13 protein-coding genes are annotated in these 18677 nt (G+C 60.2%); 10 read left to right on the forward strand and 3 right to left on the reverse strand.

Annotated features, from left to right (window positions below; translation table 11 throughout):
- Positions 1-9: 9 nt before the first annotated feature.
- The 8 genes from CORAM0001_RS06250 to CORAM0001_RS06285 all read left to right on the forward strand — a co-directional run bounded on the left by CORAM0001_RS06250 (position 10) and on the right by CORAM0001_RS06285 (position 10227).
- Entirely contained in the window at positions 10-2796 is a 2787-nt protein-coding gene (locus CORAM0001_RS06250; protein ID WP_005510749.1) for a DEAD/DEAH box helicase, read from the forward strand.
- A gap of 162 nt (positions 2797-2958) precedes the next feature.
- Positions 2959-3810 carry a GDSL-type esterase/lipase family protein gene (locus CORAM0001_RS06255; RefSeq protein ID WP_005510760.1) on the forward strand — a complete coding sequence of 284 codons (852 nt, stop codon included), beginning with the start codon at positions 2959-2961 and terminating at the stop codon, positions 3808-3810.
- A gap of 69 nt (positions 3811-3879) precedes the next feature.
- Positions 3880-5496: an AMP-binding protein gene (locus CORAM0001_RS06260; RefSeq protein ID WP_005510755.1), complete on the forward strand. Its 1617-nt coding sequence runs from the start codon at positions 3880-3882 to the stop codon at positions 5494-5496.
- Positions 5497-5543: 47 nt separating this feature from the next.
- Complete coding sequence (locus CORAM0001_RS06265) at positions 5544-6659, forward strand: M24 family metallopeptidase (protein ID WP_040361384.1); 1116 nt, start codon at positions 5544-5546, stop codon at positions 6657-6659.
- 32 nt (positions 6660-6691) lie between these two features.
- Positions 6692-7456: an SDR family NAD(P)-dependent oxidoreductase gene (locus CORAM0001_RS06270; RefSeq protein WP_005510792.1), complete on the forward strand. Its 765-nt coding sequence runs from the start codon at positions 6692-6694 to the stop codon at positions 7454-7456.
- Positions 7453-8679, forward strand: a complete 1227-nt coding sequence (cbiT, locus tag CORAM0001_RS06275) for a precorrin-6Y C5,15-methyltransferase (decarboxylating) subunit CbiT (RefSeq protein WP_005510835.1) — start codon at positions 7453-7455, stop codon at positions 8677-8679. The genes CORAM0001_RS06270 and cbiT overlap by 4 nt, the downstream gene beginning before the upstream one ends.
- Positions 8680-8725: 46 nt before the next feature.
- Complete coding sequence (cobM, locus tag CORAM0001_RS06280) at positions 8726-9499, forward strand: precorrin-4 C(11)-methyltransferase (protein WP_005510735.1); 774 nt, start codon at positions 8726-8728, stop codon at positions 9497-9499.
- Positions 9487-10227, forward strand: coding sequence for a cobalt-precorrin-6A reductase (locus CORAM0001_RS06285; RefSeq protein ID WP_005510737.1), 741 nt, complete (start codon positions 9487-9489; stop codon positions 10225-10227). Before cobM ends, CORAM0001_RS06285 begins: the two co-directional genes overlap by 13 nt.
- Positions 10228-10230: 3 nt before the next feature.
- Here CORAM0001_RS06285 and cobJ read toward each other — a convergent pair whose 3' ends face one another.
- From cobJ to cobG, 3 genes are read right to left on the reverse strand one after another with little or no spacing between them, the layout of a single operon-like run.
- Positions 10231-11841, reverse strand: a complete 1611-nt coding sequence (gene cobJ, locus CORAM0001_RS06290) for a precorrin-3B C(17)-methyltransferase (RefSeq protein WP_005510744.1) — start codon at positions 11839-11841, stop codon at positions 10231-10233.
- Between the two features lie 3 nt (positions 11842-11844).
- Entirely contained in the window at positions 11845-12495 is a 651-nt protein-coding gene (locus tag CORAM0001_RS06295) for a precorrin-8X methylmutase (protein ID WP_005510725.1), read from the reverse strand.
- An 11-nt stretch (positions 12496-12506) separates the two neighbouring features.
- A complete protein-coding gene (cobG, locus tag CORAM0001_RS06300) occupies positions 12507-13682 on the reverse strand; it encodes a precorrin-3B synthase (protein WP_040361387.1) in 1176 nt (391 codons plus the stop codon).
- A gap of 253 nt (positions 13683-13935) precedes the next feature.
- Between cobG and CORAM0001_RS06305 the strand changes: the two genes are divergently transcribed.
- Together CORAM0001_RS06305 and cobN are read left to right on the forward strand one after the other, a co-directional pair.
- Entirely contained in the window at positions 13936-15498 is a 1563-nt protein-coding gene (locus tag CORAM0001_RS06305) for a lipase family protein (RefSeq protein WP_005510772.1), read from the forward strand.
- 173 nt (positions 15499-15671) lie between these two features.
- Positions 15672-18677 (forward strand): cobaltochelatase subunit CobN (cobN, locus tag CORAM0001_RS06310; RefSeq protein WP_040361394.1); only part of this gene is annotated, 3006 nt, incomplete at its 3' end.

Below are 18677 nucleotides of genomic sequence, written 5' to 3' on the forward strand. Positions count from 1 at the left end.
TCTAGAGGCATGACTCTTCTCGGCGATTTCGTCAGCCAACAGGATTTCGATCTTGACGACTTTCAGCTCCGCGCCTGCCAATCAATTGAGGCAGGGCGGGGCGTTGTCGTCTGTGCCCCCACCGGTGCGGGCAAGACCATTGTTGGCGAATTCGCTATTTATGCAGCTCTCGAGCGTGGTGGCAAGTGCTTTTACACCACGCCCATCAAGGCGTTGAGCAACCAGAAGTACCACGATCTAGTCGAGGACTACGGCGAGGACCGCGTGGGTCTGCTCACTGGTGACACTTCGATTAATGGTGACGCAGACATCGTGGTGATGACTACCGAGGTGCTGCGCAATATGATTTACGCGAACTCGCCGACGTTGAAGAAGCTCACGCATGTAGTGATGGATGAGATTCACTACCTCGCTGACCGCGAGCGCGGCGCTGTGTGGGAAGAGGTTATTTTGAACCTCGACCAGTCCGTGGCCGTCATCGGTTTGTCCGCGACGGTGTCCAACTCCGAGGAGTTCGGCCGCTGGCTTTCCACGGTGCGCGGGCATACGGACGTCATTGTCACGGATCTGCGCCCGGTTCCGCTGCATCAGCACATGCTGGTGGGAAACCGGCTCTATCCGCTTTTCGAGGCGAAGTCGGACAAGGTCAATCAGGACCTGTTGGAGGCGTGCCGTCGTGCCGAGTTCGGCTACGGCGACGCTGGGGCCAGGGAGCGCTACCAGTACAAAAAGCACAAGGGCGGTGGACGCTCGTATAGCTGGGGCGATAAGGGGCAGCGTAAGTTCCGCCCACCGAAACGTGGCGATGTCATTCGCATGCTCGGCGCCATGAACATGCTGCCCGCGATTGTTTTCATCTTCTCCCGCGCGGGCTGTGAAGGAGCGCTGGCACAAGTCGGTGCTACGCGCGCAGAACTCACTGACCGGGACGAGCAAGAGCGCATCGCCAAAATTATCGATGACGGTGTGGCTCACATTCCGAAGGAAGACCTGCAGGTTCTCGGCTTCCTGCGCTGGCGCCGCATTCTCATCCGCGGTTTTGCCGCACACCACGCGGGCATGCTGCCGGCGTTCCGGCACATTGTGGAAGAGCTCTTTAACGAAGGCCTGGTCAAGGTCGTCTTCGCCACCGAGACGCTCGCACTGGGCATCAACATGCCTGCCCGCACGGTTGTGCTGGAGAAGCTGGTCAAGTTCAACGGCGAAGCACACGTGGACCTCACCCCGGGGCAGTACACGCAGATGACAGGTCGCGCTGGTCGCCGCGGTATCGACACCGTCGGCAATGCCGTGGTGCAGTGGGCTCCGGCAATGGACCCGAAGGCTGTCGCAGGGCTGGCATCCACACGCACATATCCGCTGATTTCCACCTTCGCACCGAGCTACAACATGAGCGTCAACCTCCTGCAGACACTCGGTTACGAGGGGTCGAAGCGCGTCATGGAGCGCTCATTCGCACAGTTCCAGGCGGATGGCGACATCGTCGGAGTTGCTGCCGAACTCTCCAAGGCCAAGCAGGAAGCCGCGGCCCTGCGTGCGGAATTGCTCGGCAGGGGAGCCGACGCACACGCTGAAGGGGCGGAGGCTGAAGCGTCGTCGTCAAGCAGGGAAGGCAGTTCGCGTGACGACGAGCGCCTAACCCAGATGCTCGAATACCTGGATCTGCGCGCGAAGCTGACCCAGGAGGAGAAGAACGCCAAGCGCCGCAATATTGAAGACCGCCACACAGAAACGGTGACCGCGCTGCGTAGGCTCCGTCGAGGCGAGGTTATTCCGCTGCCGAAAGGTAAGAAGGTTCAGTTGGCGGTGGTGTACCGAGAGGACCATTCGAAGTCGAATCCGCGTCCCGGTGTCATCAGTGTCGGCGGGTTCGTGGGGCGTGTGGAGCCGCATATCTTCCCAGCGGCGCCGCAGACGGTCGGCTCGATTAAGCTGCCGCGGGATGCGGATCGGCATCCGCGACGTGCGCTCGGAATTGTGCGAGCAGAGATTGGCCGCAAGGGGCTAAAGGGACCAAAGAGGCTGAAGCGTCGCACTGGTGGCAACTCGCCGGCAGTGAGGAAGTTGCGCCAGGAGCTGCGCGAGCACCCGCTGCATGGGGACCCTGCGGTGGAGACGATGGCTCGTCACGCCGATACGCTGCGACAGGCCGAGGCGCATGTCGCCAAGCTGCAAAAGCGCGTCGATTCCGCCTCGGATACATTGGCACGCACATTCGACCGCATGCTGCAGTTGCTAACACAGATGGACTACGTGGAATGGCTGGAGGGCGCGGAGCCGACGATTACGGAGGAAGGCCTGCGGCTGGCGCAGATTCACAACGGCTCGGATTTGCTGGTGGCCACGTGTCTGCGCCGTGGCATCTGGGATGACCTGGACCCCGCGGAGCTGGCCGGTGCGGTGTCGAGCTTGGTCTTTGAAAACCGCAAGGCCAGCCAGGGCAGCGATGAAGTGCCGACCGAGCCGCTGGCCAAGGCTCTGGGGAATACATACCGCATCTGGGAAGAGTTGTCGGAGGACGAGCGCCGCTACCGGCTGCCGGTAACGGACTTGCCGGATATGGCTTTTGCTACGGCGATTCATCAGTGGACTGCGGGCGCACCGCTGGGGTACTGCCTACAGGCAGCGGCCGAAAGCGGCGCGGAGCTAACCCCGGGTGACTTTGTCCGCTGGTGCCGTCAGGTCATTGATCTGTTGCAGCAGATTAAGAAGACCGGCTACTCCACGGACATTCGTGACAAGTCCGCCGAGGCTATTCAGGCAATTCGCAGGGGAGTAGTGGCGCTGAATAATTAGTTATCTCGGACACATCTCTTCTCCTGAACATCTGGTTCCTGAGGTGAACATGATAAATTACTAAAAGCAGAATAGTTACGGCACTATTCTTATCTCGCAGTGACTAACGAAACTGCAGATTATATTTTTCATATCTGACTTCATTTCTCAGGAAGGCCCCGAATGCGCAAGCTTCATAAGACTCTGTCCGCTGTAGGAATCGCGGCACTGAGCTTCGGCATTGCCCCAATCGCAAACGCTGCACCCGCTGGAAACGTTGTTACCTTCGGCGATTCGTATTTCGCCAATCCGACCGTTGAGGACTACTGGATTGCCAAGGCTCCAGAGCAGATTCCTGGGCTCCCAGAGGTTCAGCAGAAGAATGGTTGCGCGCATGACCCTGATGGAATTCCGGCCAAGATCGGTAAAAAGACTGGCCGCCAGCTAGATGACTACTCCTGCGCAGGAGCCGTCCTCTACACGCCGAATGCAAACAATCTCGATCGACAAATCGAAGGCGCTATTCGCGATGGAGCACTGACCCCGCAGACTGCATTCATCGCAATTCAGATTGGTTTCAACGACACCTACAACAACGCAGTCAATCTTCCTTCCGTGCGTGAGGGCTGGTGGAAGGATGCTTCCGATGCCGCAGTAAATAAAATTCGCGCACATGCGCCGAATGCCCGTATCGCGTTTGTCAATTACCCAACCATTTCGCATCCCGGTGATTCCAAGCAGTGCCTCATCCATGTGAACGTTGCTGGACAAAACGTCGACGCCGGGGTTCCCGCATTCTGGATTGAGCAGGGCGAGATTGAAACCTCTAAGTACGCACAGCAGGCCGCTGACCGCCATAACGCCGAGTTTGTTGATGTCCGCTCGATGACCACGGATCGCCATGAGTGTGCACCGGATGATAAGCGAATCATCGCAGGCGCAGTCGACAACCGCACTCAGGACTACAACCTTCCGGTTCATCTCAATGGTGAAGGCAAAGAGATTATCGCCGACGCAATCGTCGCCCGCATCTAGTCCTTGCCTCTGAGCCCTGCGCCTTATGGCCCAGGGCTTTTATCTTCAACTCACTACTTTTAGGGAAAAATGACACCTCGCACTCAACGCGCAACTCATGTGTCGTCTTGGACCCAGGTTAAGCAGTTTGCTACTGCTCTCGGCCCTCTCAAGCGTGCCGGCATCCTCAGAAATGATGGTCCTAAAGCACTGAAGAATATGTCCCAATGGGGCATTTCCATGGCAGCTCTCGTCGAAAACGACTGCCTTAATTGGCCTGACCGACTTGCCATTGTGGATGATTTCGGCGAACTTACATATAGCGAGCTTCGAACCCAGGCTAGAACACTCGCGGTACGCCTAATGGAAAAGGGGATTACCGAAGGATCCACCATCGCAATACTTGCGCGAAACTCCCGTGCCATCGTGCTGCCGTTGTTGGCCTGCAGCTACCTCGGGGCCCGCCCGATGATTATGAATCCTGCCTCATCGTCGAAGCAGGTTAGCGCGATTATGTCTGACTATGGCGCGGATATTTTGGTCGTAGACGCCGAGTACAACCAAGACGCAGAATTTCCAATCAAATCACTCACTGTCGGTGGTGACCATGATGAGTTTCTTTCCCTCGTTTCCGGCCCAACCGATAGCTCCAAGCTTCCTCGAAAGCCGCGGCAGCAAGAAACGATCATCATGTCGTCTGGAACTTACGGAATCCCCAAAGGCGTTCGCCTCCCGGTTCCACGCACGCCGAAGGTGCTCGGCGGTATTGTAAAGGCAATCCCGTGGAAGAAGAACATGGTAGTTCAACTGACCGCTTCGGTCTTCCATGCGTGGGGCTGGCTCAACCTTCAGATTGGCTTGGCCACTGGGGCGACACTCATTTTGCGTCGAAATTTTGATGCAGATCAGGCTGCTGCGGACTGCCTTCAGTATGGAGTAACCGGAATTGTCTCAGCTGCAGTCTTCCTGAAGGATCTAGTCACTGCCGCGGACCGAGCAGAAACAAAGATTGGCCCATTTGAGTTCATCGTTTCTTCGGGTAACGCCATGCCGCCATATTTGGTTCGTGAGCTCAACAAGCGATTTGGGCCTGTTGTGTGCAATTTCTATGGCTCCACTGAGCATGGCCAAATCGCCATTGCAACTGGTCCGGAATTCGCCGCTGACCCGCACACCACTGGGCATATTCCATCTGGCGTCGAGCTCCGCATTTTCCGTGAAGATGGCACTGAGGCCAATCCAGGAGAGCTAGGTAACGTCTACGCAGCAAACTCTATGACCATGATCGGGTTACTGGCGGCACGTGACAAATATGATGTCATTAATGGACTGCTCGGAACAGGGGATAAGGGCCTCATTGATCAAAACGGCATGCTTCAGCTAGCCGGTCGCGCAGACGACATGCTGATCAAGGGAGGCGAAAATGTCTACCCTCGTGAAGTTGAGGAATTCCTCGGAACCGTCGATGGAATCGACGATGTGTTTGTCCACGGTAGTCAGGATGACATCGTCGCGACTCTTAGAGCCTACGTTGTACGTGAAGACAGCGTTGCTGGTGCTAACCTGTCCGACGATATGATTCGCGAACACGTTCGCCAGAATCTCGCGGAGCACAATGTACCTGACGAGATTGTGTGGATGAAATCGTTGCCTCGTAATGACGGTGGCAAGGTCGTCCCACGCCGTCTACCCGACACCAGCGTCTAGTTCCGCGCCTCTGTCTTATTCAAGGCCGACGGGTACAGTTGGCAACTATGAGCAACGGTATCTTTAGCTTTGACATCTATCAGCAGCGTCTGGATCGCACGGCGGAGCTACTCCGCAGCCGCGATGCGGACGCTGCAGTCTTTGGAACCGGCGCTGACCTGCAGTATCTCATTGGTTCTGCGGTCACTTCGCATGAGCGTCTCACCGCGCTGGTGGTCACCGCAGTCGGCACAACCACGCTGGTACTGCCCGCTGTTGAGCGCGGGGATCTGCCGCTGTGCGCAATCGGTGATCTCAACGCCGATGTGGTGTTGTGGGAAGACGGAGAGAATCCGCACCGCATTGTCGCCGACTTGGTGGGCCACGTGGGCACCCTCGCAGTGGGCGCTTCGTTGACCGCTGACCACTTGATTCCCATTCAGGATCTCACCGGAGCCAAGACTGTGTTGGCCGGAGACCTTCTGAAGGAACTGTTTATGCGCAAGGACGCCGCTGAGATTGATCAGCTGCGCGAAGCCGGCGCCGCTATTGACCGCGTTCACGCTCGCGTGCCGGGCATGTTGCGCGCAGGTCGCACTGAGCGCGAGGTCGCCGACGAGATTTCGGCTGCCATCCTGGAGGAGGGGCACGTCGCCATTGACTTCGTCATTGTCGGCTCCGCTGAAAATGGCGCGAATCCGCACCACGATTTCTCCGACCGCGTCATCGAGGAAGGCGACGTGGTGGTCGTCGATATCGGAGGCACCTTGCCGCTTGGCTACCACTCCGATTGCACGCGCACCTATGTCGTCGGCAAGCCGGGGGAGAAGGAAGCTGCAGCGTGGGCGGCTCTGCGCAAGGCGCAGGAAGCTGCCGTGGCGGCGGTGCGCCCTGGCGTGACGGCTGCGGAAATCGATGCGATTGCGCGCAATAGCCTAACTGCTGCGGGCTACGGCGAGTACTTTATCCACCGCACTGGTCATGGCATTGGCCTGTCCACGCATGAAGAGCCGTTCATTATGGCTGGCAATGAGCTCAAGCTCGAGCCTGGCATGGCATTTTCGGTGGAGCCGGGCGTGTACCTACCAGGTGAGTTCGGTATGCGGCTGGAGGACATCATCATTGTCACCGAAGATGGCGGCGAATCGGTCAATAACGGTCCGCACGATTTGATTACCGTCTAACCGAAGTTTAGGGGAAAGGTATTTTCTAGCGCATGGGACACGTACTCGTACTTGGTGCCACCAGCGAAATCGGCGGGGAAGTTGCCGCGCGGTTGGCCAATCACAACACCTTCACGCTCGCTGCGCGCCGCACTGAGGCGCTCGACGGCATTGCTGGCCGACTCATCGATGCCGGTGCCGTCGCGGTGCACCGCATCCACTTTGATGCAGATGACATCGCCGCGCACCGCCAGTTCGTTGAGCACGCCTGGCAGCACGGTCCCATCGACACGGTGATTGTCGCGTTCGGCATCCTCGGTGATCAACGGAAGTGTGAGGAGTCCGGCGAGGCTGCTGCGTCAGTCATTCATACCGACTTCACGGCACAGGCGTCGATTCTCACAGAGATTGTCGCGCGCATAGAGTCCGACATCGCCGCCGGCAAACTGCCTGTGCGCGACAAGGTCGCGGGCCGCATCATGGCCTTTTCCTCTATCGCAGGTGCCCGCGTGCGCCGCGCCAACTACGTCTACGGTTCGGCGAAGGCCGGCCTCGACGGTTTCCTCCAGGGCATGCAGGACCGCCTGCACGGCAGTCATATTCAGCTGACGATTGTCCGCCCGGGCTTCGTCATCGGCCGCATGACCGAAGGCATGAAGCCGGCACCGATGTCATCGCGCCCAGCCGAAGTTGCTGAAGCTGCCGTCACCGCTTTCGACGGTCGGAAGCCCCACGTCTGGGTGCCGCGTAAATTGGCATTGCTCGCACGCGCCACACATCTGACTCCGCGCTGGATTTGGCGGAAGATGCCCCGATGAGCCCAAAGCTTCGCGTCGTCGGCATCGGCTGCGACGGGTACGTTGGTCTATCCACGCGCGCTGTCGAGGCGTTGTCGTCGGCTCGCCGCATCATTGGCTCTCCCCGTCAGCTCCATTTGCTTGCCGACGTCAACCTGGACGCCGAACTCTCTCCTTGGCCAGGTGGCTTCTGGAAGGACTGGCAGGCCACCCTGGCAGATGTTGACCCCGCAGTCGATGTCATCCTCGCCAGTGGGGATCCGATGTTCCACGGTGTCGGCGCGTCCCTGGTCCGGGAGCTCGGCCGTGGCGCCGTGAAGGTTATTCCAGCGCCATCGTCGGCCTCATTAGCCTGCGCCTACCTCGGCTGGCCCGTGCATGACACTCCGGTGATTTCGCTGGTGACAGGGGAGCCGGGAATACCTGGAGCCGCGCGTGTGGTACCGGCAGCGGATGCACTACGGCCCTTCCTGGTGCTGTGCCGAAACGCGGACTCAGTGAAGGAGGTCGCTACGGTTTTAGCCGACCGCCCAGACACCAAGCTCACCGCGCTGACCAATCTCGGCGGCACGGAAGCTACAGGGCTGCCCGAGTCCGTTGCCGCAGGCACGGTGGCGAACCCACCGGTTCCAGCTGGCAACCTCACAGTGCTGGCGGTGGAGCCGTCGGGAAGCGCGCGCGGCTGGCTGCGCGACGGTGACTTTGATTCGGACGGCCAGCTGACGAAGGCGCCGATTCGCCAAATGACCGTCGCCGCGTTAGATCCGCGGCCGGGGGCACTGCTGTGGGATGTCGGCGGTGGCACGGGATCGATTGGCATTGAGTGGGCTCGGCACGGCGGACGTGCGGAAATTTTCGAGCGTGATGATGTTCGTGCAGAGCGAATTGCTAAGAATGTGGCGACTCTGTCTGGCAATGTGACCGTCCACCACGGAGCGGCACCAGCGGTGTTGGCTGACTCGAATCTTCGCCCCGATGCCATTTTCATCGGCGGAGGTCTCACTGCTGACGGCATGATTGAAACCTGTTGGCAACACCTTGCTCCAGGAGGCACCATCGTCGCAAATACCGTAACGCTGGAGTCGGAGGCTTTGCTGTGGCAGGCACGTCGCGACTATGGCGGGGATGTCACCAGGCTTTCCGTGGAGCGCGCAGGTGCAGTCGGCAGTTTCACTGCGTGGCGGCCGGCGTTGCCGGTGGTGCAGTGGGTGGCGGTGAAGCCAGTAGCGCCTGCGCTACCATAGACGTAATTTCTCTGTCTAGAAAATATTGAGGACTCTGTAACTCACAATGACTGTGTATTTCATCGGTGCAGGCCCGGGGGCAGCGGATTTGCTGACACTGCGTGCGGACCGGCTTATTCGCTCCTGCCCAGTGTGTCTTTACGCGGGATCGATTGTCCCGCCTGAGGTGCTGGAAAACTGCCCCGAAGGCGCAGAGATTATCAATACCGCGCGAATGCCGCTGGATACCATCATCGAGACCATTCAGGCGGCACATGCGGCGGGCAAGGATGTCGCACGCCTGCAGTCCGGCGACCCGTCGGTGTGGTCGGCGCTGGCAGAGCAGGTTCGCCGTCTCAGCGAGCTCGGCATTGACTACGAAATCGTTCCGGGTGTGCCGGCATTTTCCGCGGCTGCGGCCGCTCTTGGCCACGAGCTCACGGTGCCAACTGTTGGTCAGTCAGTAGTGCTAACTCGTATCTCCGGGCGCGCTTCCAAGATGCCAGAGGGCGAAACTCTGGAGAACTTCGGCCGCACGGGCGCGACTCTATGCATTCACTTGGCCGCCCACGATATCGACCGTGTGGTTGAGGAGCTCACCCCGCATTATGGTGAGCACGGTCCGGTCGCAGTAGTAGCCTTTGCTTCCCGCCCGGAACAGGTTATTCTCCGCGGCACGCTGTCTGATATCGCGCAGCAGGTCAAGGATGCAGGTGTGACTCGTACGGCTGTCATCATTGTCGGCAAGGTGCTCACCGCCGAGGCGTTCCCGGATAGCTACCTCTACAGCGATGATCGCCCACGCGATGAACACGGACGGACCATTCCATGCGTGCACTAATTCTGGGTGGAACTGCTGAAGCCCGCGCCCTGGCCAAGCGCCTAGTGGGTGAGGGCTGGTTTGTCACCTCTTCACTGGCCGGTCGCGTTTCAAATCCCAAGCTGCCCGTCGGCAATGTCCGTATCGGCGGTTTTGGCGGTCCCGCGGGTCTGACTCGGTGGCTAATCTCCGATGCCACTGAAGTCATCATCGATGCCACGCATCCGTATGCAGAAAAGATCAGCGAATCTGCTGCTGAAGCTGCCCGAGCCACCGGTATTCCGCTCGTGGCGCTGCATCGCCCTGCGTGGGAGAAGCAGCCAGGCGACAACTGGATTGAGGTGTCTTCCATGCAGGAGGCCGCGGACGTTGTTGCCGACCGTTTCTACAGCCCGTTTCTCACTATTGGCCGTCAGCAGCTTGCTCCATTTGCCGGTGACTCCAACGGCCGTTACCTCATTCGCTGTGTGGAACAGCCCGCGCCGCCGCTGCCGAAGAATCGGAAGATTATTCTCAGCCGCGGGCCTTACGACGTCGCAGCGGAGCGCAAGCTCATGCGGGATTACGCCGTGGACTGCGTGGTGACCAAGAACTCCGGTGGTGCTGCTACTTACGCCAAGATTGAGGCAGCTCGCGACCTGAAGAAGCCGGTCGTTATCGTGCAGCGCCCGCAGCTGCCCGGCGCGGATATCGCCACCGTCGCCACAACGGTGGATGAGGCGTACAACGCCGTCATCCGCCGGGCGTAGCGGCTAGGGCAGCAACTCGCCAGTTCCGCTGGTGCCGCCCTCACCGTAGTGACGTGCGGTGTAGACCCGAGTGGTCTTGCCGGCACGATACGCCTTCGTCGACGACGAACCGATAATCACCATGGTTCGCATATCGACGACATCCGGATCGAACTCCGCCAACGTGGTCACGGTGACGTTTTCCTGCTCGGAGCCGACTGCCCGCGCCACAATCACCGGCGTTGTCGGCTCGCGGTATTCCATGGCCAGTGCGCGCAGCTCGCGAACCTGCCACCTCCGCGACTTGGACGCCGGGTTGTAGACAGCAAACGCCATGTCTGCTCCGGCTACTGCACGCACTCGCTTAACGACGACTTCCCAGGGCTTCAACCTGTCGGAGAGACTGAGCATCGCAAAGTCATGTCCAAGGGGAGCGCCCACTCGACTTGCGACAGCCTGAGCCGCAGTCATACCCGGCACGACTCGAACTGGAATGTTTCGCAACATATCGTCGTCAGCGACTTCCAGCACTGCGGCCGCCATGGCGAAGACTCCCGGGTCACCGGAGCTGACCACCGCAACACGACCTCCGCGCTTGGCAATATCCAACGCCATAGTGGCTCGCTCTGCCTCTACGCGGTTGTCAGAGAGGTGGCGGCGCTGCCCGGCGCGCTCGGGGACTCGGTTGATGTAGGTGGAGTAGCCCACCAGATCCGTGGCCCGGGCCAGTTCCTCGGTGACTTCTGGGGTGGTCCAGTGTTCAGCACCTGGGCCCAGGCCGACAACGACGACTTCACCGACCGCTGGGGTAGCCGACTCAGTTGCTGTAACGGTGGCTGCACCGGTCGCCGCATCGTCAGCTAACTCTGATGCTCCAGAAACGCTCCGTTCAGTGCCGTAGACGGCGGAAGGCACGATGGCTACTGCAAAGTACGGAACCTTTTCCGGGTCTGCATCGGCCAGCGGGTAGCTGGTGTGCTCATTCATGGTGGCTCGCTCGACAACGTAGGCGCGCTCGAGCATTCCAGCGGCTTGCAACGCTGTACGAACCTTCTCAACGTTTTTCCCCAGCTTCATAATGACTACACAGTCTGAGGCGTCAAGAACCGCAGCGATGCGCTCGGAATCTGCGGTGGCCGGGACAACGCTGACGATTTCGGTAGCCTCGCCGAGCGGCTGGCCAATCTCTGCTGCCGCCGCAGTAATGCTGGCCACTCCGGGGACGATCTCGGTGGGGAAGTCCTCGCTGAGAGCGTGGTGCAGATGCTGGTACGAGCTATAGAGCATCGGGTCACCGAGCGAAAGTACCGCAACGCTTCGTCCCTCGGCCAAGTGCTTGTGCAGGCGAGCAGTGGCCTCTGCATAGAAACCGGCGAGCTGCTCGCGGTAGTCGGCTGGGCGCCCGGTGGTCACCGGGTATTGCAATTGCTCTTCCACGGCAGCGTCGTCACGCGCGTCAATCAGTTCGGCGGCGATTGAACGCGCCGTGGAACGTCCGTGAGTTCCGGCATGGTAGGCGATGACATCAGCTGTGCGGATGATGTCGGCACCGCGGAGTGTAATGAGACCTGCGTCGCCGGGGCCGAGTCCGACGCCGTAGAGATGACCAGGCTGAGCACTGTAGGAGCCGGACATGGTTTAGAGAATCTCCTTTGCGGTGGCGATGGCATTGAGGGCAGCACAGGTGATAGCCGAGCCGCCGCGACGGCCGGTGACGGTGATGTACTTCAGCTCCGGGTTTTCCGCACCGGAGTCAATCGTGGCCCGCTTGGATTCTGCGGCGCCGACGAAGCCGACTGGCATAGCCAAAATGGCAGCGGGCATGGGAAAGGACCCCTCATTGATGCGGTTGAGCAGGTGGAACAAGGCTGTGGGGGCGTTGCCGATGGCGACGACCGCGTCCTCCAGGCGCGTCTTCCACAGCTCCACGGCAGCAGCAGTACGGGTGGTGCCGAGTTCCTGGGCCAACTCAGGGACGCGCCCATCGCGCAGCAAGCAGATGACCTCGTTGTCGGCGGGTAGACGCTTTCGGGTAATCCCCGAGGCAATCATGTTGACATCGGTGAAAATGGGAGCGCCATCTTCGAGAGCCTGACGCGCTGCGCGCACCGCTCCCGGGGAAAAGACGATGTCCTTAGCCAGGTCTGTCTGACCTGCTGCGTGAATCATTCGGACGGCGACAGTTTCCTCATCGGCGTCGAAGCGGGAAAGGTCACTTTCCTCGCGGATGATGGCAAATGAGTTGCGGTAAATGTCCGCGCCATCGGTGTTGTACTCAAAGCGCTTCATAGGCTTTAAGACTAGTCCACAGCGGTTACCTCGTATTCTCCGTCCCCAGTGGCCAGGTAATCGAAGTAACCCCCCTTGGGCTTACCGCAACGGCGCTCACAACCGGAAAAGTGCACGCGCCCCTCGGGCAGTCGGCCATCGGCAATTGCGTGAGAAGCATCGCCGCGTGTGTCAGCCAGAGACTTTTCGCAGCCGGGGCGTCCGGTGCAGGCGCTGACGCGCAGCCATGTGGACTTCCGGTCAAAGATCAGACCATTCGGCGCCAGTACCTTGACGACCTGCTCGGCGACTTCCTCCTCCAAATCGTGGAGGATTAGTGAGTACCACGGCGTGATGTGAACTGGAACCTGCGTATGCGAAATCGCACGGGCCAGACGCGCCGGAAGGACACCAAAACGCAGGCCCGCAGCCAAGCTGACCAGTCCATCCGGCTGGTCAATCCAACCAATCTGGCGAGATAGCCCCGCGGTGGCATCAAAGTTCTCAGCCGGAGTCGGCTGCTGGCGACGGACTCGCGCGCCCAATTCCTCGATTACGGCATCAGCAACGCGCTCGGCCGCATTGGCTTCAGCGATGCGCCAGGCTGAACCACGGTTGTCATTCCACACTTTCGCTGTGGCGATGAGAGCCTCCACGACGTCGTCACGCGAGACGACAATCCCCGAGGTCGCGCCGCCAATGATGAGTTCGAACGTGCTCTCATCGTGTGCGACAACGCCGAAGTCAGGGCGCTCACCGAGCACGTCACCGCGGCCGTCGTCGAAAGCCATGAGCGTGCGACCTGGCAGTGTTGCCAGCGACGGCTCCGCGATGAGAGCCTTGTCGAACTCTTGAACCAGGTCGCGCACATCAGCTTTACCGCCTACGCGACCGGACAGCGGCGACTGAAGAACGTTGCGTACGCGGTCGTGGCTGGTGGAGGGAACCAGCTTCTCTTCTTCTGCGGCATCGGCGAATGCGCCGGTGTTGGTGATGCCGCGGATCTGAACATTGCCGCGGGAAGTGAAGTGAATATCACCGTCGCCGAAATTCTCGGCCAAATCGGCGAGAACGGCGAAGCCCGGCGCGGGAAGGAAGCCTCCGGGGAAGCGCAGACGACCAATCGCGCCATCAGCTGCGATATGAACCTTGCGGGTGCCGGGGCAACCGTCCTGACGAGTGCGGGTTCCTTGATCAGATGCAGTCATACTCTCAAGAATACGCAAACACGCACAGAGCTGAGCCCCCGAAAACAGGGGCACATTATCCAGCCCCTTTTCAGCCCAACAAAACCATCCTGAAGTGGAGTTTTGATATCCCTCCGCGAAAAACATACAAATTCTTCACTAAAATCCACCGATTTACCTTTCTAAAACCTTATTGTTTTTATCACCTAACTTCCTCTGAATTAAGGGAAGTCTTAATTTTGGTTTTTCAATCTGGGGTTATTCAGGAGATTTCATGCCACATCACGACACTGAAGCACTCACGCACGAGGCACACGGCATCGTCGGTATCGGCCGCGCCTCGGCACAGACGCGCACTGCTTCACGACGACACCGTCGCACCATCCGAACGGGAATCGGGGTAGCACTAGCGGGGCTTATGACCATCGGCCTAACTACACCTGCAAACGCACAGCCACTAAACATCCCAGGCCTATCGGATAGTGGGCTGACGGATAAGGTGTCGTCGTCAAGTGCAAACCGCGAATTGCCTGGTTTCGGCCATGTACCGAACCCGAATATGGAGAGGCTGCTTGGCATCGAGAAGGACGAAGAGGAGTCTGACAGCGAGGGTGCAGGCAGGCAGCTGACCCCGGAACAGGCACGCGTGACCGCAGCCTCTCCGCTGAATTCTCTGCCGCTGACCCCGTCGCGCACGGCAAATGCCGGCACGCTGGTCAGCAGCGAGAATGCCGAGATGATGGTGAACGACAAGCTGTGGAATGTAGATGCCAAGCGTATTCACTACAACTCCACAGATTCTCTCGGAAATCCCAGTGTCGACACCGCCATTGTGGTGACTCCGAAGACGGAGTGGAAGGGCAGTGGTCCGCGCCCGGTCGTGGCAATCGCGCCAGGCACGCAGGGTGGCGCGGAAAAGTGCGATCCTTCGGTCTCGTCACAGACCGGGTTGAAGATCGAGTTCGGCCCGATGGACATTATTGCCCCATACGAGACGATTCCGATGGTCGCAAACCTGAAGCGAGGCGCAACTGTGGTGATGATTGACCACCACCGCAATGCCCAGGGCAACCAGGACTATGTCGACAACATTGCCTCGGCACAGTCGCTGTTTGATGCCGTGTCTGCCTCACACGAGCTCGGCGTGGACAAGAAGGCACCCGTGGGAATCTATGGCTACTCCCAGGGCGGCTCCGCAGCTGCCGCAGCCGCTGAGCGCGCAGGTGTCTATGCTCCGGAGCTCAACGTCGCCGCATCTGCCGCCGGCGGCCCACCTTCCGATCTCGCAAACGTCCTCGACCAGATTGACGGCACCACGCTGACCGCCGCAATCGCACTGGCAATCAACTCTGTCCTGGACAAGGATCCGGAGCTGCGCCGCGTCCTCGAAGAAGAAATCAGTCCCGAGGGCAAGAACCTGCTGGACAACGTGGGCAACTACTGCGCGGGCGGCTTGGGTTTCCATCACGCGTTTGAAACCACTGACCAGTACACGACTAGCGGGGAATCCCTCAGCGAGCTGATTAAGCGCTACGATCCGGTGCAGAAGGAACTCGCACGCCAGCGTGTCGGCAACTTCGTGCCAAATGCCCCGGTGTACCTCTACTCGGGTGAGCACGATGACATTATCCCTATCAACCAGGTCCGCAAGCTCCGTGATGCCTGGCTGAATCTCGGCTTCACCGACCTGGAGTACGTCGAAAACACGACTTCGCCTCTGCTGCCGAAGACTGGCCTGAACCATGTCGTTCCGATGCTCGCGGAACTGACTAATGCCACCGACTTCCTCTGGTCGCACTTCCCGGACCAGCCCGCAGAGCAGTCGCTGGAACTCTAGCAACAGGCGCTGCAGTAGAGTGATGGAGAAATCCACTGCCATGCCTCTGACGAGAAGCTCGGTGAAAATCCGCACGGTCGCGCCACTGTCACAGTCAGACCTCGTCATCGGCTAAAAGGCAGGCTCCCGCCGATCGGGGACGCGTTGCTCCCCAGGAAGTGAATAACTGCACCGTGATTCTGCTGCTATCGACCTCCGATACCGACCTATTGTCCGCCCGCGCGGCCACTCAGGCCGACCCGGAGGTGTCCTACCGTTGGGCAAACCCGGCGCGTTTGCTCGACGATGATCTACCTCAGCTTGCCGACGGCGCAGATGTCGTCATCATCCGTCTTCTCGGCGGCCGCCGCGCCTGGGAATCCGGCATCGACTACTTTGTGAACTCCGGTATTCCCACCGTCCTCGTCTCGGGTGAGCAGGCGCCCGATGCCGAACTCACCGAGTACTCGACAGTTCCCGCAAACGTCGCCACGCAAACGCACATCTACCTGGCCGAAGGCGGCGCAAAGAACCTCGCACAGCTGCACAATTTCCTGTCGGACACACTACTTCTGACCGGTCTTGGCTTTGAAGAGCCCACTCGCATGCCGGCCTGGGGTTTCCTGGAGCGCAACTCCAAGGTGGCCAAGGAAGATTCCCGCGGCACCGTCGGCATTATCTACTACCGCGCCCAGCACTTAGCGGGAAATACGCACTACATTGAGGCACTCGCTGACGCAGTCGAGGCTCGTGGCTACGTCGCCAAGCCGATCTTCGCCGCGTCCCTGCGCACCGCCAGCGATGAGTTGCTGGCAGAGATGGCCTCCTGCGACGCGCTCATCACGACGGTGCTTGCCGCTGGCGGCAACCGCCCGGCACTCGCGCAGGCCGGTCAGGACGATGACGGCTGGGATGTCGCGGCACTCGCAGACCTCAACATCCCAATCATTCAAGGATTGGCCCTGACTTCCTCCAAGGCAGCGTGGGAAGACAACGATGAGGGACTGTCGCCACTGGATGTCGCAACACAGGTCGCCGTCCCCGAATTCGACGGTCGCATCATCTCAGTCGCTTTTTCGTTTAAGGAAATCGACTCCGACGAGCTCATCTCCTACGTCCCAGATCTCGAGCGCTGCGACCGCCTCGCAGGCATCGCCACCCGCTACGCCGCGCTTCGCCACATCGACAACGCCGACAAGCGCGTCGCCGTCATGCTCTCTGCGTACCCGACCAAGCACGCCCGCATCGGCAACGCCGTCGGCCTGGACACGCCAGCATCCACGTTGAAGGTGCTGCACGCGCTTGCCGACGCCGGATACAACCTCGGTGACACCACCAAAATCCCCGGATATGCCACCGCCGAGGATGGCGCCGATGAACCAGATGCGTTCATGCACGCCATCATTGAGGCCGGCGGCCAGGACCCGGACTGGCTGACCGAAGAGGTTATGGAGGCAGCCGAGCTCCGCCTGCCCGCCGCCACCTACGAGACGTTCTTCGCCACCTTGCCGGAAGAACTTCGCTCCGACATGCAGGACAAGTGGGGTGCCGCGCCGGGCACCCTGTACGTCCACCCGGATACCCAGGACATCTACATTGCGGGCCTGACCTTCGGCAATGTCGTGGTCATGGTGCAGCCACCGCGTGGTTTCGGTGACAACCCGGTGGGTATCTACCACGACCCGGATCTGCCGCCGACGCACCATTACCTGGCCTGCTACCGCTTCCTGTCGCTGCCGCAGGCGCAGGGCGGTTTCGGCGCCGATGCCGTGGTTCACATGGGCAAGCACGGCAACCTGGAGTGGCTGCCGGGTAAAACCGTCGGTCTTTCCGCCTCCTGTGGCCCGGATGCTGCCATCGGCGAGCTGCCGATGATCTACCCCTTCCTGGTCAACGACCCGGGCGAGGGCACACAGGCCAAGCGCCGCGCTCACGCCACACTGGTTGACCACCTCATTCCGCCGATGGCCCGCGCCGAGTCCTACGGCGACATCACCCGTCTGGAACAGCTTCTCGACGAGCACCAGAACATCTCCGCCATGGACCCGGCCAAGCTGCCGGCTATCCGCCAGGAGATTTGGACGCTGCTGACCGCCGCGAAGATGGATCGCGACCTCGGCTGGGACGAGCGTCCGGACGAGGAGGTCTTCGATGACATGCTCATGCATGTCGACGGCTGGCTCTGCGAGATTAAGGACGTCGCCATCCGCGGTGGTCTCCATGTACTCAGCCAGGCACCGGAAGATGAATCTCTGATTGGCACTGTGACCACCATGCTGCGTGCCCGCCAGCTGTGGGGCGGCAAACAGACCCTGCCGGGCCTGCGTGAAGCTCTCGGCCTAGCCGAGGACGGCACCGATGAGCGCCACACTGTGGACTCCATCGATGCACTGGCTACAGCGCTGGTAACCGCCGTGGTGAAGAATCCCGACCAGCCGGTCGCGCAAATTGCGGCCGATGTCCTCGGCTCCGAGGAATTTGCCAATATCGCGGGAGCAAACGGCCTCGATCAGGTCGTCGAACTGCTGCAGTTCACCCGCGACGAAATTCTCCCGCGCTTGGCCGCTACCAGCGAGGAAATCCCGCGCATTCTTTCCGCCCTCGACGGTGAATTCGTTCCAGCTGGCCCCTCTGGCTCGCCACTGCGCGGCCTGGTCAACGTGCTGCCAACTGCCCGCAACTTCTACTCGGTTGACCCCAAGGCAGTGCCGTCGCGCCTGGCTTGGGAAACCGGTGTCAATCTCGCCGATGGTCTGATTGAGCGCTACCGCGCCGACCACGGCGAGTATCCCAAGTCGGTTGGTCTGTCGGTGTGGGGCACTTCCGCAATGCGTACTTCTGGCGATGACATCGCCGAGGTGCTCGCGCTGATCGGTGTGCATCCGGTGTGGGATGACGCATCCCGCCGTATTGTCGGCCTTGAGCCGATTCCGCTAGAGGAGCTGGGCCGCCCGCGCATTGACGTGACCGTCCGTATTTCCGGCTTCTTCCGTGATGCGTTTCCGCATGTTATCGACCTCTTGGATGACGCGTTTCAGCTCGTCGTCAAGCTTGATGAATCCGACGAGGACAACTACGTGCGCGCCCATGCGAAGGCCGACCAGCAGGAGCGCCCGCGTCGCATCTTCGGTTCCAAGCCAGGCACCTATGGAGCTGGTCTGCTGCAGCTGATTGATTCCGGTTCCTGGCGCGATGACGCG

It is taken from the genome of Corynebacterium amycolatum SK46 (genome assembly GCF_000173655.1).
GTDB lineage: Bacteria > Actinomycetota > Actinomycetes > Mycobacteriales > Mycobacteriaceae > Corynebacterium > Corynebacterium amycolatum_A.